The sequence below is a fragment of the Actinocrispum wychmicini genome (genome assembly GCF_004345645.1).
Lineage (GTDB): Bacteria > Actinomycetota > Actinomycetes > Mycobacteriales > Pseudonocardiaceae > Kibdelosporangium > Kibdelosporangium wychmicini.
On record NZ_SLWS01000005.1, the window covers coordinates 117,852 to 144,104 of the forward strand.

Consider the following 26,253-nt stretch of genomic DNA (forward strand, 5'->3'; position numbering starts at 1 on the left):
GCCGACGAGAAAGGAGAAAGAGCATGAGTTTCGAGGTTGATCCGGACGCCTTGGACAGGTTCGCGGCCTTGCTGGGCCGATATGCCGAAGACGCCACGGCGCTCAAGAATCACATTCAGGAAAAGGCCGCCTTCGCCAACTGGTCGGACTGGGGGCTGCTGCTCAGCCAGCTCGCGCCAACGCACGACCTGGCGGTCCAGGTGTCGACGGAACGTGCCAATCTCATGTGGACAATCGGAACCCGCTCGTCCAGCGGCGTCACCGAGGCCGCCTCCTGGTACCGGTCGACCGACCAGGAGAGCGCGGCGGATCTCGACACGACGTATGCGGCGGTGACACCGCAGGAAACGCTGGACGACCGGTTCACCCTGAATTCCTATGGAATGAGTGGCGACGAGCTGAACCGCTTCGCCGACCGCAGCGAACCCACCGCCCTGCTCCAGAACCCCACTGTGGACTGGAACAGTCTTGCGCCCGACGTCAACCCGATCGACACAGCTTTTCGCAATGTGACCGGCGTCATCAGTGGAATGAACTATGTGCGCGAGTTCTGCAAGGACACGTTCGGTCACGACCCGTTCGGCATAGTCGCCGAGTTCCTGGCCGGGGACTGGCAGGACTTCGCCAAGGTCGCGGTGGTCTGGCATGCCTGTGGCGACGCGGTCGCCGGCATGGCGGAGAACCTGCGCTTCAGTGACGAGAGTCTGGCCAGCGTGTGGTCCGGCAACGCCGCCGACGCCGCGATCGACTACTTCCAGCAGTTCCATTCGGCGACCCAGGCCGAGATCAAGCTCTACAACCTGCTGTACAGCAACTACTGCGAATACGTCAAGATCGCCTGCCATGCCGCACAGATCCTGAACGACACCATCGACTCCATCATGGACAAGGTGGTCACCGTTCTGGTCGCGATCGCGGCCGGTTATTCGGCGGACGGTGTCCTCGGGGCCATTTTCGGCGGAATAGTAGGGGCGATCCTGGAGGCCATCGGATTCGTCGTCAACGTCTGCACCTTTGCCCTTGATGCGGCGCGACTCGTCCAGATCGTCGAGTCCTACAGCAATCTCTCCTACGACATACCGCCGTCGGAGCTGGACGCGCTGAGCTATGTCGGCGGATCATCGTTACCCGGGTATCACCACCCGGCGTCCGTGGGGCCGTGACATGGTCGAGCACACACCGCCGGCGTCGTTCGACAAGGACAAGATGCGCAGGTTTACCGAGCTGGCCATGCGCAGGCTGGAGAACGGCCCCGATCCGCTGCTCGCCGAGATGGCCCGCGAGGTCAGGTCCGGCCGAATGACGCTCATTGAAGCGGCCGCCAGCTCCGCCTATCGCGAGGCGTTCGCCACAATCGCCGACAAGGCCACTGAACGGCTGCGTGGCGTGGACATCGACACGCTGGTCGCCGCGGCCGACGATTCGGCGCTCGACAAGCTGATCGCGGAACTCGAAGCCGAGCCGGCCGCCGACGATCCGAAACCGGACCCACCGGCCGAGGACGATTTCGATTTCTCGGCGCCTCTTGCCCAGTCGCAGCCACCGCCGCGTTCCGCGTCTGGAACGCCGCCTCAGCGGGCCCGGTGGAAAGGCCGGCGACAGGGCTGACTTTTTTCGCGGCCCTGACCAGCAGGGGTAGCTGGTCAGGGCGCTGCGGTAGGGCTATCCGCGGGCTGCTGAATAGTTTCGGAACAACAGGTATGTGTTGATGATGTCCGATTTGGCGCTCTCGACGGAACGGTAGATTCCCCACTTCGGGCGCACGTAGTCGCCCTGGTCGGGGATGTTCACGTTCGACATCTTGCCCTGGGCCACGATCGGCGCGCTCGACCCTGTTCCGTTACGGATCACGCAGGCTGCCGTGCCTTTCGAGCCGGGGGTGAAGGTCCACTCGATAGTGATCCACTTGTCGCGCAGCGGGGCCAGGTCGGTCGCGGCGATGTCCGGCGACCCGGAGTTCGCGTAGGCGCGGGCCCGCAGCATTTCCTTGCTGCCGCTGCGGGTGAGGTCCAGGGTGACCCAGGGGCCGCCGTTGGTTGACGGTGTCTTGGTCTGGAAGATGTGGGTGAACCGGCTGGTGCCGTGCAGGGTCGACGGCATGAACATCTCGTAGGCGATCTTCCAGGTCTCGCCGTTGTGCATCTTCAGCGTGGTGCCGTTCTGCACCATGCCCTTGGACTCGGTGCGTTGCCTGTCGCCGCCGCCGGTGGTGTCCCGGTCGTCGGCCCAGATGTTGAAGCGGTAGTGGTCGCCTTCCACGATCACGTACTTGCGGTCCGGGTGGTGGTTGCCGCGGTCGGCCTCGATGCCCTCGAAGGCTTTCAGGCCGTCCGTGGCCGGGTCGGGATGCCACAGTGGCGCGGCGGCGACCGCCTGGTGCAGTGGGCTGAGCATGGCCGGCGCGGCGATCGCGGTGACGGCCAGCGAACGAAGGGCGGTCCTCCGGGAGAATGCGCGGGGGTGCAGGGGTTCCGGCATCGTCGGTGTGTCCTTCCTGGCGGCGTTCGACAGGGGTGCACATCGGGCGGCGGATATCCAGACGCGGACATCCGATGTCTTACCGCACGAACGTAGGACGGTCGGCCATCCGTGTCAATGGAGTGCCCCATTCATCGGAGCGGTCGTGGCCTGGATCCGGGCGGGGACGTGTTTGTGCCAGGGCGTGCCGGACAGCGGGTCCCGCCAGGCGCTGTCGGTCAGCTCGTTCGGCGCCGCGCCGGTCCGGCCCTGGTCGGGGAAGTCGAGGCCGAGCCCGTTGGGCAGGGACACGTGGCCGGGCTGCATCCGGTCGGTGATCTCGACCGCGGTGTGGACCGTGCCGCGGCTGGTGGTGACGACCGCGGTCCCGGTCTCCGAGAGGCCGAGGGACTCGGCGTCCTGCGGGCTGATCCGCAGGGCGCCTTGGGTGTCCTTCCGGCGCCACGACGGGTTCCGGATGATCGTGTTGGCGGTGAACGACCGGCGCTCGCCCGCGGACAGCACGAACGGGAACTCGGCCGTCGTCCACCTGGCCGGGGCGTCCCGCAGGCCGTCCAGTTCGGCCAGCAGGGACGGGATGGCCAGGGTGATCGCCTTGTCCGCCGCGCCGACGTACGTCCAGGTGTCACGGTAGTCGTCGACGGTGAACGTCACCCCCGAAGGCGACGACAGGATGGCTTCGAAGAGGGCGTCGCCGGACGCGTGGCCGGCGCGGCGGACCGCGTCCGGGTAGGTCAAGAAGCACCGCTGGGCGATCAGCCAGAGAGCGGCGGGCGACGGGTTCGGGAGCGTCGGGCCGAGCACCTCGTACATCACGAACGGGGCCAGCCCAGCGAGTTTGCCGGTCATCATCTCGAGGACCGCCTGCGCGAACTGGCCGGCGGCGAGTGCGGCGTGCAACGGGGCGAGGTCCTCGGCCGTGACCACGTCCAGCGCTCTGATCAGCCGGGCGTACATCTCTGGTTCGGTCAGCGTGCCGGGCAACGGCGGCAGGGCCGGTGCGCGCAGGTGGAACGTGTTGCGCGGGAACTCCAGGTTGAAGAACGTGGCCTCGTACTTCTCGAACTGGGACGCCGCCGGCAGGACGTAGTCCGCGTGCCGCGCGGTCTCGGTCATCGCCACGTCGATCACGACCGTCAGGTCCAACGCGGCCATCGCGGCCCGGAACCGCTGGGAGTCGGCCAGCGAGTGGGCGGGATTCGACGACTCCACGACCATCGCGCGGAACCGTTGGGGATGGTCGGTGAGGATCTCGTCCGCGATCACGTTGCCGGGGACGAGGTTCGCGATGAGACGCGCGCCGGTGACCGGGGTGCGCCGGTCGTGCCGGGCGTTGTGCTGAGCCAACGGCTGCAGCCACGAATGCGCGTTCATCGCTCCCCTCTTGGCGAAGTTGCCGGTCAACAACCACAGCAGCTTCTCCAGGTATGACGAGAGTGTGCTGTGCGGCGCCTGCTGCACACCCAGGTCCTCGAAGATCGACACGCTCGCGGCCGATCCGATCCGCCGCGCCGCCGAGCGGATGCGCGAGACGTCCACGCCGCATCGGGACGCGAACTCCGCCACCGGGATCCGGTTGAGCGCGTCCAGGACCGCCGCGGAGTCTCGCGTGTGGGCGGCGAGGAACTCGTGGTCCACGAGGTCTTCCTGGACCAGCACGGCACCGAGGGCGGCCAGGCACCACGCGTCCGTGCCGGGGCGGACCTGCAGGTGGTGGTCTGCCAGGTCAGCGGTCTCCGTCCGGACCGGATCGATCACCACGATGGCCCGGCCCGGGTCGCGGGCGATCTCGCGCAGGGTGACCCGGGCGCGCGGGAAACTGTGCGACTGCCAGGGGTTCTTGCCGACGAACACGGCCACCTCGGCGTGCTCGAAGTCGCCGCGGGTGTGCGCCTGGTACAGCTGCGAGTCCACCCAGAACTCGCCCGTTTTCTCCTGTGCCAACGCGTTCGACCGGTATCGCGCGCCCAGCGCCCGCATCAGCGCGCTGCTGTACATGCCGCCGAGGTGGTTTCCCTGGCCGCCACCGCCGTAGAAGAAGATCGACTCGCCGCCGTGGGCGTCCCGGACCGCGGCGAGCCGGGCGGCGATCTCGGCGATCGCGGTGTCCCAGGAGATCGGCTCGTACGTGCCGTCGGCCTTGCGACGCAACGGGCTCGTCAGCCGGTGCGGTCCGTTCTGGTAGTGCGGCAGGCGCAGTGCCTTGTTGCAGGTGTAGCCCTGGGAGGAGACGTGGTCCTTGTCGCCGCGCACCCGCTCCAGCAGGCCATCGGAGGTGAACACCTCGATGCCGCAGTTGCACTCACAGAGGATGCACGCCGACTTGTGCCACTGCGCCATGACGCCTCCCGACGATCACTATGCCAGTCGTCATAATCGACTGGCCGGCGCGGTCCGTCAAGCCGTGTCCACGAGCAGGTGGCTCACCAGCCGGACCAGCTCGGCCTCGACCCGGTCGAGCGCTTGGACACTGCGCTGGGCCCGAGCGACCACGATCGCCCCCTCGACGGCCGCGATCATCAGCGAGGCCGTCGCCATCGCCCGTGAGCTGGGAACTCCCTGCCGAACGAGGATGCTGGCGACGGCCGTCTCCCACTCGGTGAACGCCGCACCCGCCGCCGCGTACGCCGACGCCGATTCGGCCTCGGCGAGCGCGGCGGCCATCACCGGGCAGCTGGTCCGGAAGTCCCCGCCCAACTCGGCCCGCCAGAATCCGGCGAGTCCGCGGACCAGCGCGACCGGGTCGTCCGCCCGGTCGATCAGCCGGGTCATCAGGCCGGCCGCCCACCGGGTGGCCTCCTGCGCGAGTTGGTCCTTCCCGCCGGGAAAGTGGTGGTAGATCGAACCTCTCGGGGCGCCGCTGTGCTCGACGACGTCCGCCAGTGACGTCCCGGCGACACCGCGTTCCCGGAACAGGACGGCGGCGCTGCGGATCATCTTGGTACGTACGTCGTTGCCCACGGCGCCACTCTACTATGACGGCCGTCATAGCCGGTCGGCATAGGAAGCGTGAGCACCGCGTCTGACCTGTGATAAACCTGATCCGCCGAAGGGTGGGAGGGTGCGGTGGCCGAACAGCGGGATGGGATCGACCGGGTGGTGGAGCAGGCCGGGCGGGTCGCCGGCTGGCTGGCGCGCGCGAGTTGGGAGGCAGCGGCGCGGTTGCCTGGCGGCGAGGCGGCCCAGAGGCAGTTCCGCAAGGCTGAACGGGCCGTGCTCGACCAGATGCGCAAACGCCTGGACGAAGTGGACGAGGAAGGCACGCTGAGCGGCCGGATCATCGCCCCCGCCACGCCGATGGTCCTGGACGGCCAGGTCGACCCGCTGCGCACGGCCATGGCCGAGTTGCTGCGCCGGTCCGCCGAGATGGACCGGGAGCAGAGCCGGGAGTACGTGTTCACGTCCCTCCTGCGCCAGCTCCTGCCGGACGAGGCCCGGATCCTGTCCGCGCTGTCCGACGGGGCCCCGTACGCCCTGGTGCACGTGGCCGCGCGGGCGGCGCTGGGCGGGCAGCAGCGGATCGTGCTGCGCAACGCGTCGTCGGTCGGCCGGGCCGCCGGCGTCACCCTGCCGGACCTGGTGCCGAACTACGTGACCAGGCTGGAGCATCTCGGCCTGGTGGAGGTCGGCCCGGAGGATCCCGGCCTGTCGGTCCAGTACGACATATTGTTGACCGAGGACCGCGTGCGCGCGGCCGAGGAGGAGGTGCGCACGGTCCGCAAGACGACGCCGCGGTTCGCCCGGCGCACCCTGCGACTGTCCACTTTGGGCAGGCAGTTCTGGGACGCGGCCCGGCCCGGATGAGCGAGATCCTCGCGGACTTCGCGCGCAACTGGTACGTCTACGTGTCCATGCCGGTGATCGCCGCGCTGATCGGGTACGGCACCAAGGTGGTCGCGATCCGGATGATGTTCCAGCCGATCGAGTTCACCGGCGTCCGGCCGTTCTTCGGCTGGCAGGGCATCGTCCCGCGGAAGGCCGCGCGGATGGCCGCGATCGCGTGCGACACCATGACCGACCGGCTGATCTCGGCCGGCGAGGTGGTCAGCCGGCTGGACCCGGACCGGGTGGCCAAGGAACTGGAGCAGCCGCTGCTCGAGGCGGTCGGCGAGATCACCCAGGAGATCGCCGCCGAGTACGAGCCGGGACTCTGGGACTCGCTCCCGCAGCAGGTGCGCGACCTGGTCGTGAACCGGGTGCGGGCGGAGGCGCCCAAGGTGGTCAAGGCCATCCTGGCCAGCGTTCAGTCCGATGTGGACTCGGTGTTCGACCTCAAGGGCATGGTGGTCGAGAACCTGGTGAAGGACAAGGAACTGCTCAACCGGATGTTCCAGCGGGCCGGCCACAGGGAGTTCCAGTTCATCGCCCGGTCCGGGCTGGTGTTCGGGTTCGTGATCGGCCTGGTGCAGATGGGCGCGTGGGCGGTGCTGCGGTCACCGTGGGTGATGCCGATCTTCGGCGGGCTGACCGGATGGTTCACCGACTGGCTCGCGTTGCGGATGATTTTCCACCCCAGGGAACCAAAACGGTATTTCGGCGTGTTCCGTTGGCAGGGCCTGTTCCTCAAACGACGCCAGGAGGTCGCGGCCGACTACGGCGACCTGATCGCCAAGGAGATCATCACGCCGCACAACGTGATGGCGGCGGTGCTGCGCGGGCCGTTGGCCGACAGGTTGTTCGCGGTCGTCGAACGGCAGGTCACCGCCGCGTTGGACCGGCAGACCCGGCTGGCCAGGCCGTTGATGGCGGTCACCGTGGGCAGCCGGCGATACCAGGAGATCAAGCACAGCGTCGCGGAGAAGGTGATGCGGCGGATGCCGGACACCCTCGCGTACATCGAGGACTACGCCGAAGAGGCGATGGACATCCGCAACACACTGGTCCAGAAGATGCGGGAGTTGTCGGCCGAAGAGTTCGAGGAACTGATCCGTCCGGCCTTCCAGCAGGACGAGTGGATTCTGATCACCGTGGGCGCCGTCCTGGGCTTCGCTGTTGGCGAGCTGCAAGTCGTCCTGGTCGAGAACCTGACCCACTGATGGCTGCTCGGCGTTATCGGTGTGTCAGTATTGCTAACGGCTAGCGGAAACCCACCGATCGTCGGGTGGTCGGCTCGAGGAGTATCCGCGATTCGGGTCCCCCAGATTCCGGCGAGGTGGGAAAGATCAATTCAAGAAAAGCGCACGCCAGCGCGCTGCCGTACCCCGCTGCCAGCCTTCTCGGCCGGCTCTCCGAGCGGACGAGGGAGGAATTCCTGGCGGTCGGTGTTTCGGAGAGCCGACCGGCCAACGCGACACTCATCAAACAGGGCGAGCAGGATTCGAGCGCGCTGTTGTTGCTGCACGGCTCGGTGAAGGTGCAGGCCACCGACCCGACCGGGGAGCGCACCCTGTTGGCCATCCGGGTCGCCGGCGACCTGCTCGGCGAGATGGCCGCACTGGACGTGGGGCCGCGTTCGGCGACCGTCATCTCGTGCACCGAGATCTTCTACAAGCGGATGAGCCGGGCCGAACTACGCAATTTCCTGGCCCGGCACCCGGACGCGGCGATCGAGGTCGCGAGCATGCTCGGCGAACGGCTGCGCTGGGCCGACCGGCGCCGAACCGAACACGGCCGGCCGGCGAGCGTCCGGGTCGCGCGGGTGCTCGTCGACCTGTGTGAGGCATACGGCACCCGGACCGGCAGCAAGTGGGAACTGGGCGTCCCGCTGACCAGGGAAGAGCTGGCGTCGATCGCGGGTATCAAACTCAGCACGGCCGAGAAGATCATTCGTTCATTTCAGCAGGAGGGGCTGGTGACCGGCCGTTATCGGGGCATCGTCGTGCTCGACATGCCCCGGTTGAAGGAACAGGCCGAGTTAACGTAACGAGCGTACTGACAGGCAGTGGTTCTGCTAATAGTGTTGAACCCGCATCAATACCGCTTTCATACGGAAGAACTATTGCATAGTTACGCAGAGCACCACACTCCCTCGGATGCGTACACGAAAGGGCTAGTGGATGGGACATACGCACTTCCGGCGCTCGTTGTACGTCGGAGTGGATATCCGTGGGTACGGAGCCGCGCCCGAGCAGCGCCAGGAGAAATGGCAGGAGACACTGCTGCGGTGTCTCGACCGGGCGGCCGCGTCGATGCGGCTGAACAGGCAGACATGGGCACGCCAGCAACACGGCGACGCGGAACTGTGCGTCCTGCCGGCCGAGGAACCAGAGCCGCTTGTGGTGGACGGCTTCACCCGTCGGCTGGAGTCCGAACTCCGGGTCTACAACGAGGAAGTGATGCCGTGGGCGCGCCTGCGCCTGCGGATGGCCGTACACCACGGCGTGGTGGTGGACGGTCCCAACGGCTATCCCTGCCGTGACGCGGTGGTGGTGAGCCGGCTGCTGAACTCCAAGCCGCTGCGCGGTGTCCTGGAGCAGTGGCCGCAGGCCAACCTCGCGGTCATGCTGTCCGAACTGGTCTACCACTCGGTGGTCGAGGCCGGGCACACGTCACTGCGGACTGATCAGTTCCGCAGGCTGGCGGTGCGAGAGAAGGAGTTCAAGGGGTACGGCTGGCTGTGGCTGCCGGGCCGCTCGGACTCGATCGACATGTTCAGCCGGCCGGTGGTGCCGAGATGGGACTCCGCCGAGGTGCACGCGCGGCCATATGTTGTCCGTGCCGATGAGGTGTCCGAAGTCGCCATCCGAGGGCGGCACCGGGCAGCTGTGCAGCGCGGGTTCATCGGCGGATGAGGTCGGGGTGGCCTGCCCCCAACGCCGGCCACCCCGCCTGTAACCGTTTTCGCATAGGATCGGTCGCCGTGGTGTACCAGGCCGATGAGCGGCGATACGACAGGGCGGAATTCCGACGGAGCGGGCGCAGCGGGCTGAAGTTGCCGCTGGTCTCGCTCGGACTGTGGCAGAACTTCGGCGGTGCACGGCCGTACGAGAACGCGCAGGCGATCGCCCGGCGGGCGTTCGACCTCGGCGTCACGCATTTCGACCTGGCCAACAACTACGGCCCGCCGTACGGGTCGGCCGAGGAGAACTTCGGCCGGATCATCGCGGACGATCTGCGGCCGTACCGGGACGAGCTGGTCATTTCGACCAAAGCGGGCTATGACATGTGGCCCGGCCCGTACGGCGACCTGGGGTCGCGCAAGTACCTGCTGGCGTCGCTGGACCAGTCGCTTGGCCGGATGGGCCTGGACTACGTCGACATCTTCTACTCGCACCGGTTCGACCCGGACACTCCGCTCGAGGAGACGATGGGTGCGCTCGTCACCGCGGTGCAGTCCGGGAAAGCCCTTTATGTCGGCATTTCGTCGTATTCGCCGGCGAAGACCCGGGAGGCGGCCGAGATCCTGCGGTCGGCCGGGGTGCCGTTGCTCATCCACCAGCCGTCGTACTCGATGCTCAACCGGTGGATCGAGCCGGAGTTGCTGGACACGCTGGCCGAGGTCGGTGCCGGCTGCATCGCGTTCTCGCCGCTGGCCCAGGGTCTGCTGACCGACAAGTACCTGGGCGGCGTGCCCGACGGGTCGCGCGCGGCCCAGCACGGATCGCTGCAACCGTCCCATTTGTCCGATGAGAACCTGGCGCGGGTGCGCGGACTGAACGAGGTCGCCCAGCGGCGCGGGCAAAGCCTGGCGCAGTTGGCGCTGTCGTGGGTGTTGCGGGACGAGCGGGTCACGTCCGCGTTGATCGGTGTCAGCTCGGTCGCGCAGCTGGAGCAGAACCTGGCAGCGCTCGATGGCGCGCCCTTGACCGACGGCGAGCTGGCCGAGATCGACAAGTACGCCGTCGAGTCCGGTGTGGACCTGTGGGCACCGTCACGAAAAGCCGGCTGACCCGGGTGTAGTGGATCACACGCGTTCTGTTACCTTGGACACGCGTTGATTCTCGCTCAGCCAGTTTTGCGGTCACGGGGTCGTGGGTCCTCACTCGGGGTGGGGCCGACGGAGTCGCGACCGGGGCCGGGAGAGTGTGGCCCCTGCCAACCGGATCGGGACCGGGCGGCAGGGGCCCATTTCTGGTTACGCCATGTGGTCAATTGTGCGGTAATCCTTTACCCCCTTCCCGTCGTCGCCTTACGGTGGTCACCGGCAGTAGGGGACGGGGGAGGACAAGCAGTGAGCACGGGGGATGGCCATGCCGTCGTCCGGTTCGGGGTACTCGGACCGGTGCAGGCGGTGGTCGACGGCGAGCCGGTGCCGCTCGGCGGACCGGGCGTGCGTGGCGTGCTGGCGATGCTTCTGTTACGCCCCAACGAAGTCGTGCCGGTCGAGGACATCCTTGACGGGTTGTGGGGGGACGATCCGCCGCTGACCGCGCGCACGATCGTGCAGAACTACGTCTCGCGACTGCGACGGCAACTGCGCCTGGTCGATCCCACTGGCTCGGTGTGGATCGACACCCGCCTGCCCGGATACCAGCTCATCGTCGACGAGGAGCTGATCGACGTCACCCAGGCGACGATCCTGCTCGCCAGGTCCCGCCACGAACATCCGGTCCGCCGAGCGGAGATGCTGCGGGCGTCGCTGGACCTGTGGCGCGGGCCGGTGCTGGCCGACGTGTCGCCCCGGATCAGCGCGCCACAGCTGGAGGCGTTGCGGCTCGCCGTGTTGGAGGCGCGGATCGAGGCGGACCTCGAACTCGGCCGGCACGCCGAACTGGTGGGCGAGCTCTCCACGTTCGCCGAGGCGTACCCGTTCCGGGAGCGGATGATCGCGCATCTGGTGCTCGCGCTGTACCGGACCGGGCGACGCGCGGACGCTCTTGAGGCGTACCAACGGTTTGCCCGGCGCGCGGCCGACGACCTCGGCATCGACCCCGGTCCTGGCCTGCGTGACTTGCACGAACGGGTGCTGAACGACGACGCCACGCTGTTGATCCCCACGCCGGTGCGTGTCGTGCCGCCGAAGGTGGGGGTGCTCGTGCCGGCCCAGCTGCCGCCCGCGCCGGTCGGGTTCGTCGGCCGTGAGTCGGAACTGGGGTGGCTGGACAGCCTGCTGGCCGAGGACTTCGGCGAGGCCACGCCGATCGGTGTGGTCTCGGGGCTGGCCGGGATCGGCAAGACCGCGCTGGCCGCGCTGTGGGGACGTACCGTGGCGGCGCAGTTCCCGGACGGCCAGTTGTTCGCCGGGCTGCGGGGGTTCCACCCGCGGCACGCCCCGGCGGACCCGGGCGAGGTGCTGACCCAGTTCCTGTTGACCTTGGGCGTCCCAGCGGGTGAGGTTCCGGTCGACCGGGACGACCGGGCCGCGCTCTACCGGTCGTTGCTGGCGCGTCGCCGGGTGCTCGTGATGCTGGACGACGCCTTGGACTCCGAGCAGGTCCGGCTGCTGTTGCCGGGCGGGTCGCGGGCGTTCGTGTTGATCACCAGCCGGTTCCGGCTGGAGGGCATGGTCGCGCGCAACGGCGCCCGGCTGCTTGAGCTGTCGACGTTGCCGCTGGCCGAGTCGGCGCGGATCGTCGAGTCGGTCGCCGGCGCCGGCCGGATCGACCAGGAGCGGCTGGACCGGCTGGCCACCCTGTGCGGGTGCCTGCCGCTGGCGTTGCGCATCGTCGGCGCGCGGCTGGCCGCCCGCCAGGACTGGATCGTGGACGAGTTGGTCGCCGACCTCACCGACGAGAACACCCGGTTGGCGGCTTTGGACGTCGAGCGGTCCGACACGAGCGTGCGCGCGGCGCTGGACGTCACGTACCGGCGGCTCGGTGAGTCGGTGGCGACCACGGTCCGGCTGCTCGGGCTCGTTCCCGGGCCGTCGGTCGGACCGGCGGCGTTGGCCGCTTTACGTTCGCCGCCCGGCGATGTCGCCGAGGCGCGGCGCGCCCTGCGGACGTTGGCGAACAGTTTCATGGTCACCGAGACCAGGCGCGACGTCTTCGTCATGCACGAGCTGGTTCGTCTGTACGCCAAGGAGTCCGCGCCGCGGGGCGACGAGCGGGACGCCGCGCTCGGCCGGCTGGTCGCCTACTACCTGAGCGCGGCCGACCGGGCCAGGCGACAGCTGCGTCCGGTCGTGGACGGTTTCGAGTTCGATTCGGTCGACCATCCGGAGATCACCGACGCGGAGTCCGCGTTGGCCTGGTTCGAACGGGAATGGCTCACTATCGTGACATTGGTCGACACGGCCCCCGCCGCCGACGCGTGGCGGCTGGCCAGGATGGCGCACGACTTCCGGGCCGTCCGATCCACGTTCGACGACTGGCTCCCGATTCTCCAAAAAGGACTGTCCGCTGCCGTCTCGGCTGGTGAGAAGTTCGGTGAGGCGTGGATGCTGCAGAGCAAGTGCGCGGCGTACACGAGGTTCGACCGGGCGGGCGAAACCCTGGACGACGCCAGGCGAGTCGTTGCGCTGGCAACCGAACTGGCCGACACCCGGTTGCTCGCGGTCGGCCACGACGCGGTCGCCTCCGCCTACTTCGGACAGTCGAAATACGACGAAGCCCTTGCCGGCTATGCGAAAGCGCTTGAACTCGACCCCGAACCGGCGATCGAGGCGCACGCGCGCAACAACATGGCACAGGTGCTGCGGGTACTCGGCCGGGCACAGGACGCGGTCGAGTCCCAACGTCGAGCTGTCCAACTGTATCGAGAGGTGGGCGAAGTCGGATTCGCCGCGTTCGCGGTCGGCAACCTGGCCGAGTTGTTCACCGAAATGAACAAGGTCGACTTCGCGGAACGCCATGCGCGGGAAGCGATCGATCTTTCTGTCGCCTCCGGACTCGTGCTGGCCGAAGCGTTCGGGCGCGAGGTGCTCGGCCAGGTGCTTCGCTTGCGTGGCTCGCATTCCGCCGCGCGCCGGCAGTGGGAACGGGCGCTGGCACTGTACACGCAGGTCAGATCGGTTCGGGCGGAACAAGTACGGGTTCTGATCGACGAGGAATAGCTCCGGCGTTTAGCGCATGGTTAGTGGCCTGACCAGATCAACTGGCAGGCTGTCCGCCGACGCGTCGACGACGCGCCCTGGAGGTGGCGGCCAGGGGCGAGTCGCCACCTGTACGGCCGGCCGGCACGCCGAGGGGGAGTGCCGGCCGGCCACGGTCGTCACTCCTTCACCCCGTCCCGCAACGGCAGCAGCTCGGGACGTTTCGCGGACACACCGTCCCCCATGGACTCGCCACGCAGGTGCCTGCGGATCCACGGCACGAGATGGGTACGCGTCCAGTCCAGGTCCGCCTTGCGCGACTGGAACCAGGAGGTCACTTTCGGTTGCTCCGGCCACGGTTCCCGCCAGTCATCCTCGGTCGGCACGCCCAGGACCTCCGCGGTGCGCAGGGCGATCCGCCGATGCCCCTCCGCGGAGAAGTGCAACCGGTCGTCACTCCACGCCCGCGGGTCACCGAGCACGTGCATCGCCCACAGGTCCACGATCCTGGCGCCGTGCCGATCCGCGACCGCGTGCAGGTGCTCGTTGTAGATGGCCACCTTCGCGCGCACCCGCCGGACCATCGGCATGGCCTTGGGGTCGGGCCCGGCGAACAGCAGCACCTCACTGCCCGCCCGCTGAAGCTCCACAATGGCCTCGTCCATCTTGGCGGCCAACTCGTCCACGTCACTGCCGGGCACGATCAGGTCGTTGCCGCCGGCACAGATAGTCACCAGGTCCGGCGCCGCGGCGATCGCCGCGGGCACCTGCTCGGCGATGATCTCGTCCATCATCTTGCCGCGAACCGCCAGGTTGGCATACCGAAACCGCGGCTCACCCACAGCCATCAACTCGGCCAACCGATCAGCCCACCCCCGGAACCCACCGTCCAGCCCCGGATCGCTCAACCCCTCGGTGAAGCTGTCCCCCACAGCCACCCAGCTGCCCCAGCCCACGTCATCCCTCCACTCCTCGCACCCCCAACTGACAGTCCAGGATGCCCGCCGGATCGCTACCTACGCCACCGTCGGTTGTAACGCAGTGACCACCGTTACACACTGTTATGGTCACTGTCCCATCACGACTGCCTGTGCTTGCGGGAACCAATCACGGCCAGGACCCATCCCAGTTACGATGCGGAGTTGGAGAGCGATCGCCTAAACGGGGGACCTGATGCCAGACGGTTCGCAGCAGCCGCCGGTGAATCCGGACGCGCAGCGTGCGGCAGAGCAGATGCGCCACTGGAAGGAGCAGCACCGCGACCCCAACACCGGCGGCTGGCTCGGCAACGTCGTCGCCACCGTCGACGAACTGTTCGCCGCGGCCGAGGCCGGCCAGTTCGCCGTCAGCCCGGACACCGGCGAGGCCATCATCAAGCAGCTCACGCAGGTCCAGGACCAGGTCACCGAGATGCGAGCGGACGGGGTCATGGCCGGCTACATGGGCGCCCAGCGGCTCGGCGGTGGATATGCGACGAACATCGCCACGTTCAACCAGCAGGTCACCGAGGAAGGGCCGAGCAAGGCCCTGGTGCAGTTCGCGAAGGAGCTGGAACAGCTCAAGGCGACGATCAGCAGGAGCATCGCGAACTACGGGGCGAGTGACAGCGCCAACCGGCGGCAGATCGACACCGCGGGGGGCGACCAGTGAGTCGGCGCAGGTTGGTGTTCATGGCGGTGACAGGTACGGCCGCCGTCCTGTTGGCGGGTTGTTCGGACAAGACCGCTGGTTTGCCGCAGGCCAGTGGCGACGTGACCGCCACCACCTCGACCTCGACTCGGCCATCCACCGGGTCGACGTCGTCGAGCGCACCGAAGGTGGACGTTGACGATCCTTGCGGTCTGATGTCCTCGGCCGAGGCTGGCGGTGTGGGCTACCACGATGGCACCGCCAAGACGGTTCTCGGCAAATACACGGTCTGTAATTGGGGCGGTGCCTCAGGTGGTGAGGGGCTCGCGATCGGCCACGCCAAGAACAGCCTGGCGGGGCTTGGCGGTCACAGCACCGACATCGGTACGCGGCACAAGGCCGCCACACTCCCGCCCGTGCCGTACATCGGCAGCGGCGGATGCACCATCGGCTTGGAGCTGTCGGACTCGACCTCCCTGATCATCATCGGCAACCCGCCGGGCGGACAGCCGGACGACGTGGCATGTCCGAAAGTGAATCAAGTGGCCAAGATCATCGATCCGAAGTTGTCGTAGGGGGCGACATGGTTGACGGTCCCAAGGTTCCCAAGGCTGACACCCACTACATGGGTGTCGACCACCGCGAGCTGAAAGCTTGGACTGACGCCGGCCAGCCGGGTGATGCCAACGATCTCAGCGATGTGTGGAAGTCGATGGGCAACGGTCTCAACGACGCCGCCGAGAAGTTGATGGTCGCGGTGTTCGGCTCGGAGTCCGGGTGGACGGGGGCGGCCGCCAACGCGATGCGGGCCCAGTTGCAGAAGGTCGCCGAGTGGAGTGAGCAGACCGGCGACTCGTTCACCAAGGCCAGCCAGGCGTTCGTCAAACAGGGTGAGTCGGTTGGCGCGGCCAAGTCGGCGATGCCGGAGCCGGTGGACTACGACCCGACGAAGATGATCAGGGACGCGGCTCTCAGCGCCAACCCTGTGCAGATCGCCATGCTGCCGTACGACATGCACAAGCAGCACCAGGCTTCTCAGGAGGCGCATCAGCGGGCCGCTGATGTCGTGCAGAAACGGGACACCGAGTTGGCGGCCGCCGCTCAGTCCATTCCGCCGTTCGAGCCGCCGCCCGCGTTGGGCGGGGAGGGTGCCAAGAAGCCGGACCAGCATGGGCCGTCGGTGCCCGGCGGGCCCGGGTTGCCCGGTGGTCAGCCGCGGGTCGGCGGCGGGGGCAATGGTGGTGGCGGTCGCCCTGGTGGGGGGCGTGGTGGCGGTCCTGGCACGGGCGGACCTGGTGGGCGGCCCGCTGGTGGTGCCGGGCCGGGTATGGGGGCGCAGCCCGATGACCGGGACAACAACAATCCCCCGCCGCCCAGCTTTGGGATGCCGTCGTTGCCGATGGGGACGGGGACGTCCGGGTTCGCGCCGTCCGGCAGTCCGCCGACGAGCGGGATCGGACCGGGTGGTGGCCCTGGGTTCGGTGGGGCGGCGGCCGCCGGTGGTGGCGGTGGCTTCGGTGGTGGTTTCGGCGGCAGTGCTTTCGGGTCGCCGGGTGCCGGGTTCGGGCCGACCGGAGCAGGGGCGGGAGCCGGCGCAGGCACGCCACCTGGACCGGGCGGTGCGCGGGGTGCGGCGGGCGGTCGCGGCGGGGGTGCCGGTGGCATGGGCGCCGGCGGGCACAAGGGTGAAGGCGGCGAGGACGAGCAGCACCAGCGGCCGTCGTACCTGGTCGAGCCCGACCCGGACGCGATGTTCGGCACGGACCAGATGACCGCGCCACCGGTGATCGGCGGATGATCTCCGAGCTTTCGTTGCCCGCACTCGACATGCTGTGGGAGGACATGAAGCTCGGTACCTTCCCGTTCCCGCTGGAGATCCGGTCGCACGGCGAAACCGTCGAGGAGCGCATCCGGATCAAGACCGCGGTGTACTCCGACCTGGAGCGCCGCGGCCTGGTTCGGGGGCGGCGGCCGGAGCCGGAGCTTGAGGACGTCCTGCGTCTGCTGGCCCGTCCGACGATCAGCATCGACGCCGTCGCCATGGTCGACATGGCCGGTGAGCCGACAAAGGCCATGGTCGTGGCTACCGGGAGGCACGCTCTCCTTGCCGTACAAGGAGATCTGACTGTCACGCTCACATCCGTCCGGGAGACCGCGCTGACGTCCTCGATCGTGGAGGTGTTGCCGCACGTCAAAGCCGGCCCCGGGGTGCCGGTGAGCATGCCGGTGGACGACCTGAACGCCCGTGGCGCGCACCGCAGGCCGGACCCCGAGGACAAGATGAAGCTGCAACGCCTCGCGGCGGTGATGCAGCGGCCGGTTGTCCGCGCCGGTCAGTTCGGCATCACGGTCCGGGATCCGCACGGCAAGGCCACCAGGCTCCCCGGCATCACCTGGTTCGACACGGATGCCGGCCGGTACATGAACGTGCTCCGGGCCGCGAGCGACGGCGAGGAGTGGCTGACGCTCACCCCGGCCGACAGCGGCCGGATATCCCACCGGTTGTCCGAGGAACTTCTGCACGCCCTGAAGCGTTAGGGGAGCCTAAGCTATAGGTGTGGAGAAGCGGGAGTCGCTCGGGGAGGTGCTCGGCGGGCGCCGAGGAGCGCTGGACGCGAGCATTCCGCCGGTCGCCTTCGTGGTGGGCTGGCTGGCGGCGCACCAGTCGATCGGGATCGGCGCGGCCGCGGCGGTCGTCGCCAGCGTGCTTCTGGGCACGTACCGGCTGGTTCGTGGTGGCAACGTGGCGGCGCTCGTGGTGAGCGTGGCGATGGTCTCGGCGGGTGCGCTGATAGCGCTGCACACCGGACGGGCACAGGACTTCTTCCTGATCCGGCTGATGTCCAACGCGGCGAGCGCGTTGCTGTGGGCGGCGAGCATCGTGATCCGCTGGCCGTTGCTCGGCGTTGTCGTCGGGTTCGTGGTCGACTGGGACAAGAGTTGGCGGTTGGGCCGGAAAACCCGGTGGCGCAAGGACCCTGACCTGCTGCGGGCGTACGGCCGGGCCAGTTGGGTCTGGGTGCTGCTGCAGTACACGCTGCGGGTGGTCGTGTGGGGATTGCTGTGGTGGGCTGGCGAAGTCGTCGCCTTGGGTGTGGTGACTGTGGTGTTGAGCTGGCCGTTGGTGGCACTGACGGTGGCGGTCAGTGGAGTTGTGCTGTTCCGCTCACTCCCGAAGGACCACCCCGGCCTGCGTCACCCGCGAACGAGTTCGGACGGCCGCGGCGCGGACGGCCCGAGCACGTCCACGGCCGCCAACCAGACCGCGCCGGTCGCGCCCTCGGTAGAGAAGTAGATCGGCAGGTCCTGAAGCCGTTGCCGGAGCAGCACGCCCACCGGGCTCTCCGGCCCGACCACGCTCCCGATCAGCACGAGCGGCGACCGTTCCTCCGGCGCCCGCGTCTCTTGCACCATCCTGACCAGGACGTCCACGGTCCGGTGCACGATGTCCATGGCCACCGGGTCCTCTTCGCCGAACGCCGCGCTGACGAATGGCGCGAACCGGGCCAGCCGGATGGGCTGCTCGGCGTTCGCGGCGGTGATCAGCCGGGCGCGGATCTCGTCCCGGTCGCGGTTGTACGTGCCCAGCGCCTCATTGAGGACGGCCTTGGCCAGCGCCCCGTCCGGAACGTGCGTCTCGACGAGTTTCAGCACGGCGCGGACGGCTTCGCGGCCCATCCAGTACGCGGAGCCCTCGTCACCGAGCAGCCAGCCGATGCCGCCGATGGTCTTCACGGCCCGCCGTTGCTCGATGCGGGAGGCGATGGAGCCGGTGCCGGCGACCAGGATCGTGCCCACGGGCTCGCTGGTCATCGACGCGAATGCGGCCTCCTGGTCGGTCACCACGCGAGGTGTGCAGCCGAGGCCGATCCGCGCCCACGTCTCGTGGAACACGCCGGCGACCGAGGGATCGGAGAGCTTGGCCGAACCCGCCATGCCCACCACGCAAGCCTGGCAGCCGGCCGGGTCGAGGTCGGCCACGGCGAGGGTGATCGCCTCGGCGATCCGGCCCGCCGCCACATCGAAGGGGTGCGAGTTGGGGTTCGCGCCACCGGAGGCGCCCCGGCCGAGGCGGAACCCCGCCAGGTCAACCGCCAGTGCCCGGGTTCCGGTGCCGCCCGCGTCCACGCCGACCACGTAGCTCACTGCTGCTCCATTCGGAGTAGTATGGACGTTGCCCGCTTCGCCCCACCCCCTCGGCGAAGCGGGTTTCTCACATCGTGACTCGGAATCTGGTCAATAATTAACTAGACTCGGTGGATTGTTCGCGGATACGCTAGCACTGGTCTGGACCAATTGGAGGGGAAGTTTGAGTACTGTCCTCGCCGCGGAGAAGGCCCTGATCGGCCGCGGCATCACCGGTCCCGTGTCAGTTCGCATCGAGGACGGTCGGATCGTCGAGGTCACCGAGGGTGCCGCCGACGGTGCACGTGCCGGCCTGCTCACCCCCGGTCTGGTCGACATCCAGGTGAACGGCGCGTTCGGCGCGGACTTCGCCGAGATCGACGAAGAGGGCATGCGCCGCATCGTCAGCGACCTGCCGCGGACGGGTGTGACCCGGTTCCTGCCCACGCTGATCACCGCCGACCTGTCCCAACTGCTGGAACAGGCACGGATTGTACTCAACGCGGTGTCCACTGTGAACGGTCAAGGCGCACGCTCCCTTGGCGTGCACCTGGAAGGACCATTCCTCTCCCCCAAACGGCCGGGTGTGCACGACCCCAGCCTGATGGTCCCGCCGACACCCGAACGCGTCGAGAAGATGCTTGAGCTGCCGTCACTGCGCATGGTGACGCTCGCCCCCGAGATGCCAGGAGGCATCGAGGCGATCCATCGGCTCACCGCCGCGGGCGTCCTGGTCGCGGTGGGCCACACGGACGCGACCGGTGTGCAGACCACCCACGCGGCCGACGCGGGCGCCGGGATGATCACCCACCTGTTCAACGCCCAGCGCGGTCTCGGCCACCGGGAACCGGGCGTCCCCGGAGTCGCCCTCGTGGACGACCGCTACACCCTCGGCCTGATCGCCGACCTAGCCCACGTGGGCGCGGACGCGTGCCGCCTGGTGTTCAAGGCGGCCGGCGACCGGGTGGCACTGGTGACCGACGCGGTCGCAGCCGCGGGCATGCCGCCGGGCGTCTACCGCCTGGGCGGCGCCGACGTGCTCCTGTCCGACGATGGAGTGCCCCGTTCGGCGGACGGCACCATCGCGGGCTCAGCCCTGACGCTCGACCGCGCGGTGCGCAACATCATCTCGATCGGCGTTGACCCCGTCGTGGCCTTCCGAGCCGCCACAATCGTCCCCGCGGACACCATCGGCGAGCCGGCGATGGGCCGGATCGAGGTCGGCGCCCTGGCCGACCTGGTGCTGTGGGACGACGAACTGAAGCCCGCCAAAGTCTGGGTGGAAGGCAAACTCGTCCACGACAAGGAAACCGCCGAACCGGAAACCCCGATCCCCCCACACCGCGAGACCGCGCCCCAACCGTCGTAAAAGATCCATTGCCACCCGCCTCAACCGCGGCGGCAAATCCCCCACCCTCTCCGGGGGGCGACCCCGGGGCCAGCGTATCGCTGGAGAGGGTGCGGGTGGGGGTTTCGGGGATGCGAGCCCGTGCGAGTGGGCCGCTCGCGCGGGAATCACCCAAGTGGGGGATTGGGGCTTGCCTCGGAGTCCCGGCCGCGAAAGCCGAGGTGGCGCCACCGCCGAATACAACCAAGGTATTAGGGCGCAACTGCGGCGACGCCAGGAACCGCCTCGATGCCAACGCTCATCGAACGGGGACTTCGAGCAACGACCTAGAGGGTGCGGGTGACTTTGGACAGGCCGCGTGGGTTGTCGGGGTCTCCGCCACGGGCCAGGGACAGGCCGAGGGCGAGGCTTTGCAGGGGCAGCACCTCGAGGATGGGGGCTACTTCCTCAGCGGTGGTGGGCAGCGGGATTCGGGAACTGGCGGGCATGTCCTGGGCGGCGGAGCCGACGGCGAGTACGTCTGCTCCGCGCTGCCGCACGGCCTGGACGATCTCGCGCATGGCTTCGCCGCCTTTGCCGGCGCTGGTGACGGCCACTACGCCGGTGTCGGAGTCGATGGCGGCGACGGGGCCGTGCAGGAGGTCGGCGCCGCTGTAGGCGCGGGCGGCCAGGTATGTTGTCTCGGCCAGTTTGAGGGCGCCTTCGGCGGCTGTGGCTGAGGAGTAGCCGCGGCCGGTGGTGACCATCCGTTCCACGTAGCGGTACCGGGCGACTGCTTCGGTCACTGGGGATTCCATGGTGGACAACGCTTCCGCGGCCAGTGCCGGCAGGTCCATGGCGTCCGTGCCGTGTCCACCTCGGACGGCGTCGATCAGGAGGTAAAGGCTCAGCAGGGTGGCCGAGTAGGTTTTGGTGGCCGCTACCGCTATCTCCTTGCCCGCGCCGATGTCGACGGACAGTTCCGCCGCCGAGTTCAGGTCCGAGGTGGGGTTGTTGGTCACCGCGACGGTCAGTGCGCCCTGCAGGCGGGCCTGCCGGGTGGCTTCGATCAGGTCGGGGGAGCCGCCGCTCTGGCTGACTACCAGGTACAGCACGTCGGACAGGTCGGGTTTGGCCCCGTACAGCGTCGTGGTGGAGGCCGACACCAGCCCGGCGGGCAGTTCCAGCAGCACCTCGATGAGATATTTGGCGTACAGCGCCGCGTGGTCGCTGGAGCCACGGGCGGCGAGCAGCACGAACCGGGGCCGGCGTTCGGCCAGTACGGTGGCCACCTGTGCGATCTCGGCCTGGCGTGCGGTGATGGCGGCGAACACCTGGGGCTGCTCGGCGATCTCGGCACGCATGTGCTGGCCGGGCGCGGCGTCGGTCATCGTCCCTCCTTAGGTCTAGACCAATCGTATCGCGTGGGCAATCGTGTCCGGCGGGTGAGACGACTGGTGCCAGTTTGTCACTCCAACGGGCAACTCGGCGGGGTTTGATCGCATCTGAGCCGGTGGCAGGGCATGCTGTGGGGGTACGCCTGAGGAGGAGGCCATGCTGGAGACATCGTCCGCCGCCACGCCGGACACCGCCACTGCAGCGCGCCTGCAGCGGGAGCCGAAGTACTGGGGCCTGAAGCGGCATCTGCTTGACCTGCTGAGCGCGCTGCCCGCAGGGTCACCGATCCCGACCGAGCGCTCGCTCGCGGCGGAGTTCGACGTGTCCCGCACGACCGTGCGTCAGGCGTTGGCGGAACTGACTGTGGAGGGTCGGCTGCTCCGCGTCCAGGGCAAGGGGACGTTCGCGGCTGAGCCGAAAGTGGCGCAGCGACTGCATCTTTCGTCGTACACCGAGGACATGCGAGCGCAGGGACGTGAACCTTCTTCACGTTTGCTCGAGGTGTCCGAGTTGCCGGTGGAAGCTGAGCTGGCGCGGCTGTTGGGCATCCGCGCGGGCGCGAAGATCCTGCGGCTGCACCGGTTGCGGTTCGCCGACGGCGAGCCCATGGCGCTGGAGACCACCCATCTGCCGCTCGGCAGGTTCCGTGGCCTGCGGCGCTACATCACCAGTGGCGGCTCGCTGTACCAAGTCCTGCGCGAACGGTTCGGGGTCGAACTGGGGCACGCGGAGGAGACCATCGAGACCGGCCTGGCCGGGCCGCAGGAGGCGGAGCTGCTCGGCGCCGACGTCGGCATGCCGATGCTGCTGCTGTCGCGACACTCGTTCGGCACCGACGGGCGCCCGGTGGAATGGGTCCGCTCGGTCTACCGCGGCGACCGGTACAAGTTCGTGGCGACCCTGAACCGTCCAAACGGGTAGCCAGAGTGAGCATTCGCTGGGGGACGCCCGTCGCGCGTGGCGTGCTGGCCACCACCATCATCGGTTCCGGCATGGCCATGCTCGACGGCACCGTCGTCAACGTCGCCCTGCCACGGATCGGCAAGGAGCTTGACGCGTCCGTCGCCGGGCTCCAATGGATACTCGACGGCTACCTGTTGTCGCTGGCCTCGCTCATCCTGATCGCCGGATCGCTCGGCGACCGGTACGGCCGGCGCAAGGTGTACATGATCGGGGTCGTCTGGTTCGGCGCGAGCTCCCTGCTCTGCGGTCTCGCACCGAACACCGGGCTGCTCGTGGCCGCGCGCATCCTCCAGGGCGTCGGCGGCGCGCTGCTCACCCCGGGGTCGCTCGCGATCCTGCAGTCCTCTTTCGACCGTTCCGACCGGGCACGGGCCATCGGCGCGTGGTCCGGTTTGGGCGGTATCGCGGCCGCGGTCGGCCCCCTGGTCGGTGGTCTGCTGGTCCAGGCGTGGTCGTGGCGGCTGGCGTTCCTGATCAACGTGCCGGTCGCCGTCCTGTGCATCTGGATGTCGCTCAAGTACGTGCCGGAGTCCCGCGACGAGCAGCTGCACGGCCGGCCGGACATCACCAGCTCGTCCCTGGGCGCGATTGGTCTGGCTGGTCTGACCGCCGCGTTGGTCGAGGCGCCGGTGCGTGGCATCGCCGACCCGCTGGTGCTGGTCGCGATCGTGCTCGGCGTGGGCGGGCTTGTGACGTTCGTGACCATGCAGTTCCGGCTGCGGGATCCGCTGGTGCCGCCGGAGATGTTCCGGGACCGCACCTTCACCGTGTCCAACGCGTTGACGTTCGTGGTCTACACCGCGCTCGGTGGCGTGATGATGCTGATGGTGCTGCAACTGCAGGTGTCCCTCGGCTACCAGCCGACGGTCGCCGGGATCGCGGGCCTGCCGATCACGATCATCATGCTGTTGACGTCGTCGTGGTCAGGCAAACTCGCGTCCCGGATCGGCCCACGGCTGCAGCTCGTCGTCGGGCCGTTGATCATCGCCGTGGCCATGCTGCTGTACATGCGGATCGGTCCGGGAGCGTCGTATCTGACGGAGGTGCTCCCGGCGGTCGTCGTGTTCGGACTCGGGCTCACGTGTGTGGTCGCTCCCGTGACGGCGACTGTGCTCGCGTCGGCCGAGGACAGACACGCGGGCGTTGCCTCGGGCGTCAACAACGCCATCGCGCGGACAGGCGGGCTGTTGGCGGTGGCCGTGTTGCCCTCGGTCTCTGGCCTGACCGGCGAGGCGTACACCGATCCCACTGCCCTCACGAGCGCGTGGCGTACGGCGCTGGTGATCTGCGCGGTGCTCGCGGCCGTGGGCGGACTCATCGCCCTGGGCGTCCGCAACGACGTCTTCGCGTCCCCGCCCGCCGCGGAACCCGAAGCGCCCGCTCCTGGCGACTGCCTGCACTGCGGGGTCGAAGGGCCGCCGACTCACATCAAGCCGGCGCATACCTGAGTCCTCAGCCGGCGAGGATCTCCCGCAGCATGGGTGGCTCGATGTTGCCGCCGGAGATGACCACCACCGTCCGGCCGGGTGGGGTCGCCTGCTTCAGGTACGCCGCCAGCGGGGTGGCGCCGCTGGGTTCGGCCACCAGGCGGGCCTGGTAGGCGAGTTGCCGGACGGCGTCCCTGATCTCGTCCTCGGTGACCGTGATCATGCCGTCCAGGACCTGCTGCAGGTGTGCGAACGTCAGGTCGCTCGGCTGGGACCGCAGGCCGTCGGCGATCGTCCGGTTGCGGTCCTCGATCGACCAGTCCACCCGGTGCCCCAGCCGGAGGCCTTCGACGGTGTCCGCGGCCAGTTCGGGTTCCACGCCGTAGACCCGGGCGTTCGGGCACAGCGCCTTGATGGCCGTGCCGACCCCGGCGGCCAGGCCGCCGCCGCTGACCGGGACGAGCACGTTCTCGACGTCCGGCAGGTCGTGCGCGATCTCCAGGCCGATCGTGCCCTGGCCGGCGATGACGTCCGGGTGGTCGAACGGCGGCACCAGCACCCCGCCGGTCCGCTTGACCACCTGGGCGGCGACGATCTCGCGCTGCCCGGGGCCGCAGATGACGACCTCGGCGCCGTACCCGCGGGTCGCCTCGATCTTGATGTCGGGCGTCTCCTCGGGCATCACGACGTGCGCCGGAACCCCGAACGCGGCCGCGGCGAAGGCGACGGCCTGCGCGTGGTTCCCGCTCGAGTAGGTCACCACGCCGCGGGCCCGGACGGGTTCGTCGAGCCGGGCGAGCGCGTTGAACGCGCCACGGACCTTGAACGCCCCGATGGCCTGCAGGCTCTCCGGTTTGATCCACAGTGGACGGTCTGGGTCGGCCCACCCGGCCGGGAGCAGTGGCGTACGGACGGCGACGTCCCGGATCCGGTCCGCCGCGGCTTTGATGTCGTCGATGGTCACCATGCGCACACCGCAGAGTCTGCCACTGTCCCGCTGTGTCCTTTGTGGACCAAACGGGTGGCGGTGGTCACGTTCGGTCAACCGGATCGGCGTTTTGGCCGTCCTACGTCACGATGAGTGCTGAGAAGAGCGGATTCCATCCGATTCAGATCCTGCCGGGAGCGCTGGCCGCGGTGACCGCGGCCGTCCTTGGGTCAACACTCGGAGTCGCTGGGACGATACTCGGCGCGGCGGTCGCCAGCGTCGTCACCACGATCGCCACCGAGGCCTATCGGCGACCTTTGCGACGGGTAGGGGCTCGGGTTACCAAGTCCGGGGAGACACCGGTTGATAATGCGGAACCCAAGCCGTCACGGCGCGTACGGTGGCAATTACTTGCCGGTGTGAGTGCCGCCGCATTTGTGCTTGGCATGGTCGTCATCACCGGCGTGGAATGGGTTCGCGGATCACCTCTTTCGGGTGACGGGAAGACCACAATCGGTGGTGTTCTTCGACCCGCACAACCGTCGTCGGGCAACAAACCATCGACTCATGTCGAGCCGCCGGACCCGTCGACTGTGACGGTCACCACGCCGCCCTCGACACCCGGGACCACCGGCAGTACGCCGCCACCGAGCGCTACCGGGTCGAGCTCATCCAGCTCCAGCCCGTCGACCACGTCGAGCACTGACCCGGTTCAGTCGTCGTCCAGCAGCCCGCCGTCCAGTACGCCCTAAGAGCGTTCTGTCCTGGGCTGATTACCCAAAGTGAGATCAAGAGTGTGATTTGGAACACATTTTCGCCCTGAGCGGGGGATTGTGTAACGCGCACGCGATTCATACGCTCGGATGCGGAGGGTGACCCGTAAGAGTGACGCTCGAACGAGTGACGGGGTGAGTCGACCACCCCGTCACTCATTCTCCTGATCGCCCGAGAGGTCGGCCCTGCATCCGACTCTCGGGTCCCTGCACCCAAGGAGACGACATGAACCCAAGGAAAACGGCGCGGTTAGCCGCTGCCGTCCTCATTGCCGCCACCATGGCTGTGCCAACGAGCATACCCGCATTTGCCGCCTCTTCGAGCGGCACTTCAGCAACAGCTTCGGTAATTG

General features: G+C 68.4%; 24 protein-coding genes. 16 read left to right on the forward strand and 8 right to left on the reverse strand.

The features are described from left to right. Positions 1-23: 23 nt before the first annotated feature. Together EV192_RS22500 and EV192_RS22505 are read left to right on the forward strand one after the other, a co-directional pair. Positions 24-1,163 (forward strand): type VII secretion target, encoded by a 1,140-nt coding sequence (locus tag EV192_RS22500; RefSeq protein WP_132118497.1) that lies wholly within the window; start codon positions 24-26, stop codon positions 1,161-1,163. A gap of 1 nt (position 1,164) precedes the next feature. Further along, positions 1,165-1,608: a hypothetical protein gene (locus EV192_RS22505; RefSeq protein ID WP_132118499.1), complete on the forward strand. Its 444-nt coding sequence runs from the start codon at positions 1,165-1,167 to the stop codon at positions 1,606-1,608. A 54-nt stretch (positions 1,609-1,662) separates the two neighbouring features. On the opposite strand, the gene EV192_RS22510 is transcribed toward EV192_RS22505, so the two are convergent. From EV192_RS22510 to EV192_RS22520, 3 genes are all read right to left on the reverse strand, one after another. Then, on the reverse strand, positions 1,663-2,478 hold the full coding sequence (locus EV192_RS22510; protein ID WP_132118501.1) for a hypothetical protein: 816 nt from the start codon (positions 2,476-2,478) through the stop codon (positions 1,663-1,665). Positions 2,479-2,592: 114 nt separating this feature from the next. Next, positions 2,593-4,818 (reverse strand): molybdopterin-dependent oxidoreductase, encoded by a 2,226-nt coding sequence (locus tag EV192_RS22515; RefSeq protein WP_132118503.1) that lies wholly within the window; start codon positions 4,816-4,818, stop codon positions 2,593-2,595. 57 nt (positions 4,819-4,875) lie between these two features. Then, positions 4,876-5,439, reverse strand: coding sequence for a TetR/AcrR family transcriptional regulator (locus EV192_RS22520; protein ID WP_207926195.1), 564 nt, complete (start codon positions 5,437-5,439; stop codon positions 4,876-4,878). A 105-nt stretch (positions 5,440-5,544) separates the two neighbouring features. Between EV192_RS22520 and EV192_RS22525 the strand changes: the two genes are divergently transcribed. The 6 genes from EV192_RS22525 (at position 5,545) to EV192_RS22550 (ending at position 13,351) form a co-directional block, all read left to right on the forward strand. Continuing rightward, complete coding sequence (locus tag EV192_RS22525) at positions 5,545-6,282, forward strand: Abi-alpha family protein (RefSeq protein WP_207926196.1); 738 nt, start codon at positions 5,545-5,547, stop codon at positions 6,280-6,282. After that, positions 6,279-7,514 carry a DUF445 domain-containing protein gene (locus tag EV192_RS22530; RefSeq protein ID WP_132118505.1) on the forward strand — a complete coding sequence of 412 codons (1,236 nt, stop codon included), beginning with the start codon at positions 6,279-6,281 and terminating at the stop codon, positions 7,512-7,514. The genes EV192_RS22525 and EV192_RS22530 overlap by 4 nt, the downstream gene beginning before the upstream one ends. Positions 7,515-7,630: 116 nt before the next feature. Beyond that, on the forward strand, positions 7,631-8,341 hold the full coding sequence (locus EV192_RS22535; protein ID WP_165960547.1) for a Crp/Fnr family transcriptional regulator: 711 nt from the start codon (positions 7,631-7,633) through the stop codon (positions 8,339-8,341). A 133-nt stretch (positions 8,342-8,474) separates the two neighbouring features. After that, positions 8,475-9,209: a hypothetical protein gene (locus EV192_RS22540; RefSeq protein ID WP_132118509.1), complete on the forward strand. Its 735-nt coding sequence runs from the start codon at positions 8,475-8,477 to the stop codon at positions 9,207-9,209. A gap of 68 nt (positions 9,210-9,277) precedes the next feature. After that, positions 9,278-10,306 carry an L-glyceraldehyde 3-phosphate reductase gene (gene mgrA, locus EV192_RS22545; RefSeq protein WP_207926197.1) on the forward strand — a complete coding sequence of 343 codons (1,029 nt, stop codon included), beginning with the start codon at positions 9,278-9,280 and terminating at the stop codon, positions 10,304-10,306. Between the two features lie 282 nt (positions 10,307-10,588). Beyond that, a complete protein-coding gene (locus tag EV192_RS22550) occupies positions 10,589-13,351 on the forward strand; it encodes an AfsR/SARP family transcriptional regulator (RefSeq protein ID WP_132118513.1) in 2,763 nt (920 codons plus the stop codon). Between the two features lie 158 nt (positions 13,352-13,509). On the opposite strand, the gene EV192_RS22555 is transcribed toward EV192_RS22550, so the two are convergent. Further along, the gene (locus EV192_RS22555; RefSeq protein WP_132118515.1) at positions 13,510-14,286 is read right to left on the reverse strand and encodes an SGNH/GDSL hydrolase family protein; all 777 of its coding nucleotides are present in this window, start codon (positions 14,284-14,286) and stop codon (positions 13,510-13,512) included. A 217-nt stretch (positions 14,287-14,503) separates the two neighbouring features. Between EV192_RS22555 and EV192_RS22560 the strand changes: the two genes are divergently transcribed. From EV192_RS22560 to EV192_RS22580, 5 genes are read left to right on the forward strand one after another with little or no spacing between them, the layout of a single operon-like run. Further along, positions 14,504-14,980 (forward strand): hypothetical protein, encoded by a 477-nt coding sequence (locus tag EV192_RS22560; RefSeq protein ID WP_132118517.1) that lies wholly within the window; start codon positions 14,504-14,506, stop codon positions 14,978-14,980. A gap of 20 nt (positions 14,981-15,000) precedes the next feature. Continuing rightward, on the forward strand, positions 15,001-15,534 hold the full coding sequence (locus tag EV192_RS22565; RefSeq protein WP_132118519.1) for a DUF3558 family protein: 534 nt from the start codon (positions 15,001-15,003) through the stop codon (positions 15,532-15,534). Positions 15,535-15,542: 8 nt separating this feature from the next. Beyond that, positions 15,543-16,757 (forward strand): hypothetical protein, encoded by a 1,215-nt coding sequence (locus EV192_RS22570; RefSeq protein WP_132118521.1) that lies wholly within the window; start codon positions 15,543-15,545, stop codon positions 16,755-16,757. Beyond that, positions 16,754-17,497 carry an ESX secretion-associated protein EspG gene (locus EV192_RS22575; protein WP_132118523.1) on the forward strand — a complete coding sequence of 248 codons (744 nt, stop codon included), beginning with the start codon at positions 16,754-16,756 and terminating at the stop codon, positions 17,495-17,497. Before EV192_RS22570 ends, EV192_RS22575 begins: the two co-directional genes overlap by 4 nt. A gap of 13 nt (positions 17,498-17,510) precedes the next feature. Next, complete coding sequence (locus EV192_RS22580) at positions 17,511-18,254, forward strand: DUF3159 domain-containing protein (RefSeq protein WP_132118525.1); 744 nt, start codon at positions 17,511-17,513, stop codon at positions 18,252-18,254. On the opposite strand, the gene EV192_RS22585 is transcribed toward EV192_RS22580, so the two are convergent. Beyond that, positions 18,155-19,105: an N-acetylglucosamine kinase gene (locus EV192_RS22585; protein WP_132118527.1), complete on the reverse strand. Its 951-nt coding sequence runs from the start codon at positions 19,103-19,105 to the stop codon at positions 18,155-18,157. The two genes, EV192_RS22580 and EV192_RS22585, sit on opposite strands and share 100 nt — an antisense overlap. A gap of 163 nt (positions 19,106-19,268) precedes the next feature. Here EV192_RS22585 and nagA point away from each other — a divergent pair, with 163 nt between their 5' ends. Next, positions 19,269-20,453: an N-acetylglucosamine-6-phosphate deacetylase gene (gene nagA, locus EV192_RS22590; protein ID WP_132118529.1), complete on the forward strand. Its 1,185-nt coding sequence runs from the start codon at positions 19,269-19,271 to the stop codon at positions 20,451-20,453. A gap of 305 nt (positions 20,454-20,758) precedes the next feature. On the opposite strand, the gene EV192_RS22595 is transcribed toward nagA, so the two are convergent. Then, positions 20,759-21,802, reverse strand: a complete 1,044-nt coding sequence (locus EV192_RS22595; RefSeq protein ID WP_132118531.1) for an SIS domain-containing protein — start codon at positions 21,800-21,802, stop codon at positions 20,759-20,761. A 163-nt stretch (positions 21,803-21,965) separates the two neighbouring features. Between EV192_RS22595 and EV192_RS22600 the strand changes: the two genes are divergently transcribed. Both EV192_RS22600 and EV192_RS22605 read left to right on the forward strand, forming a co-directional pair. After that, positions 21,966-22,730, forward strand: a complete 765-nt coding sequence (locus EV192_RS22600; protein ID WP_132118533.1) for a GntR family transcriptional regulator — start codon at positions 21,966-21,968, stop codon at positions 22,728-22,730. A gap of 5 nt (positions 22,731-22,735) precedes the next feature. Then, a complete protein-coding gene (locus EV192_RS22605) occupies positions 22,736-24,220 on the forward strand; it encodes an MFS transporter (RefSeq protein WP_279493901.1) in 1,485 nt (494 codons plus the stop codon). A gap of 4 nt (positions 24,221-24,224) precedes the next feature. Here EV192_RS22605 and EV192_RS22610 read toward each other — a convergent pair whose 3' ends face one another. Both EV192_RS22610 and EV192_RS53975 read right to left on the reverse strand, forming a co-directional pair. Continuing rightward, on the reverse strand, positions 24,225-25,172 hold the full coding sequence (locus tag EV192_RS22610) for a threonine ammonia-lyase (RefSeq protein WP_132118537.1): 948 nt from the start codon (positions 25,170-25,172) through the stop codon (positions 24,225-24,227). A 520-nt stretch (positions 25,173-25,692) separates the two neighbouring features. After that, complete coding sequence (locus tag EV192_RS53975; protein WP_165960549.1) at positions 25,693-25,830, reverse strand: hypothetical protein; 138 nt, start codon at positions 25,828-25,830, stop codon at positions 25,693-25,695. Positions 25,831-26,253 lie beyond the last annotated feature (423 nt).

What these genes read in the sequence shown, in the direction of transcription:
- EV192_RS22500 (WP_132118497.1), top strand. Translation starts at nt 24, where the DNA reads ATGAGTTTCGAGGTTGATCCGGACGCCTTGGACAGGTTCGCGGCCTTG.
- EV192_RS22560 (WP_132118517.1), top strand. Translation starts at nt 14,504, where the DNA reads ATGCCAGACGGTTCGCAGCAGCCGCCGGTGAATCCGGACGCGCAGCGT.
- EV192_RS22600 (WP_132118533.1), top strand. Translation starts at nt 21,966, where the DNA reads ATGCTGGAGACATCGTCCGCCGCCACGCCGGACACCGCCACTGCAGCG.
- EV192_RS22575 (WP_132118523.1), top strand. Translation starts at nt 16,754, where the DNA reads ATGATCTCCGAGCTTTCGTTGCCCGCACTCGACATGCTGTGGGAGGAC.
- EV192_RS22565 (WP_132118519.1), top strand. Translation starts at nt 15,001, where the DNA reads ATGGCGGTGACAGGTACGGCCGCCGTCCTGTTGGCGGGTTGTTCGGAC.
- EV192_RS22570 (WP_132118521.1), top strand. Translation starts at nt 15,543, where the DNA reads ATGGTTGACGGTCCCAAGGTTCCCAAGGCTGACACCCACTACATGGGT.
- EV192_RS22540 (WP_132118509.1), top strand. Translation starts at nt 8,475, where the DNA reads ATGGGACATACGCACTTCCGGCGCTCGTTGTACGTCGGAGTGGATATC.
- EV192_RS22515 (WP_132118503.1), bottom strand. Translation starts at nt 4,818, where the DNA reads ATGGCGCAGTGGCACAAGTCGGCGTGCATCCTCTGTGAGTGCAACTGC.
- EV192_RS22595 (WP_132118531.1), bottom strand. Translation starts at nt 21,802, where the DNA reads ATGACCGACGCCGCGCCCGGCCAGCACATGCGTGCCGAGATCGCCGAG.
- EV192_RS22530 (WP_132118505.1), top strand. Translation starts at nt 6,279, where the DNA reads ATGAGCGAGATCCTCGCGGACTTCGCGCGCAACTGGTACGTCTACGTG.
- EV192_RS22510 (WP_132118501.1), bottom strand. Translation starts at nt 2,478, where the DNA reads ATGCCGGAACCCCTGCACCCCCGCGCATTCTCCCGGAGGACCGCCCTT.
- EV192_RS22505 (WP_132118499.1), top strand. Translation starts at nt 1,165, where the DNA reads ATGGTCGAGCACACACCGCCGGCGTCGTTCGACAAGGACAAGATGCGC.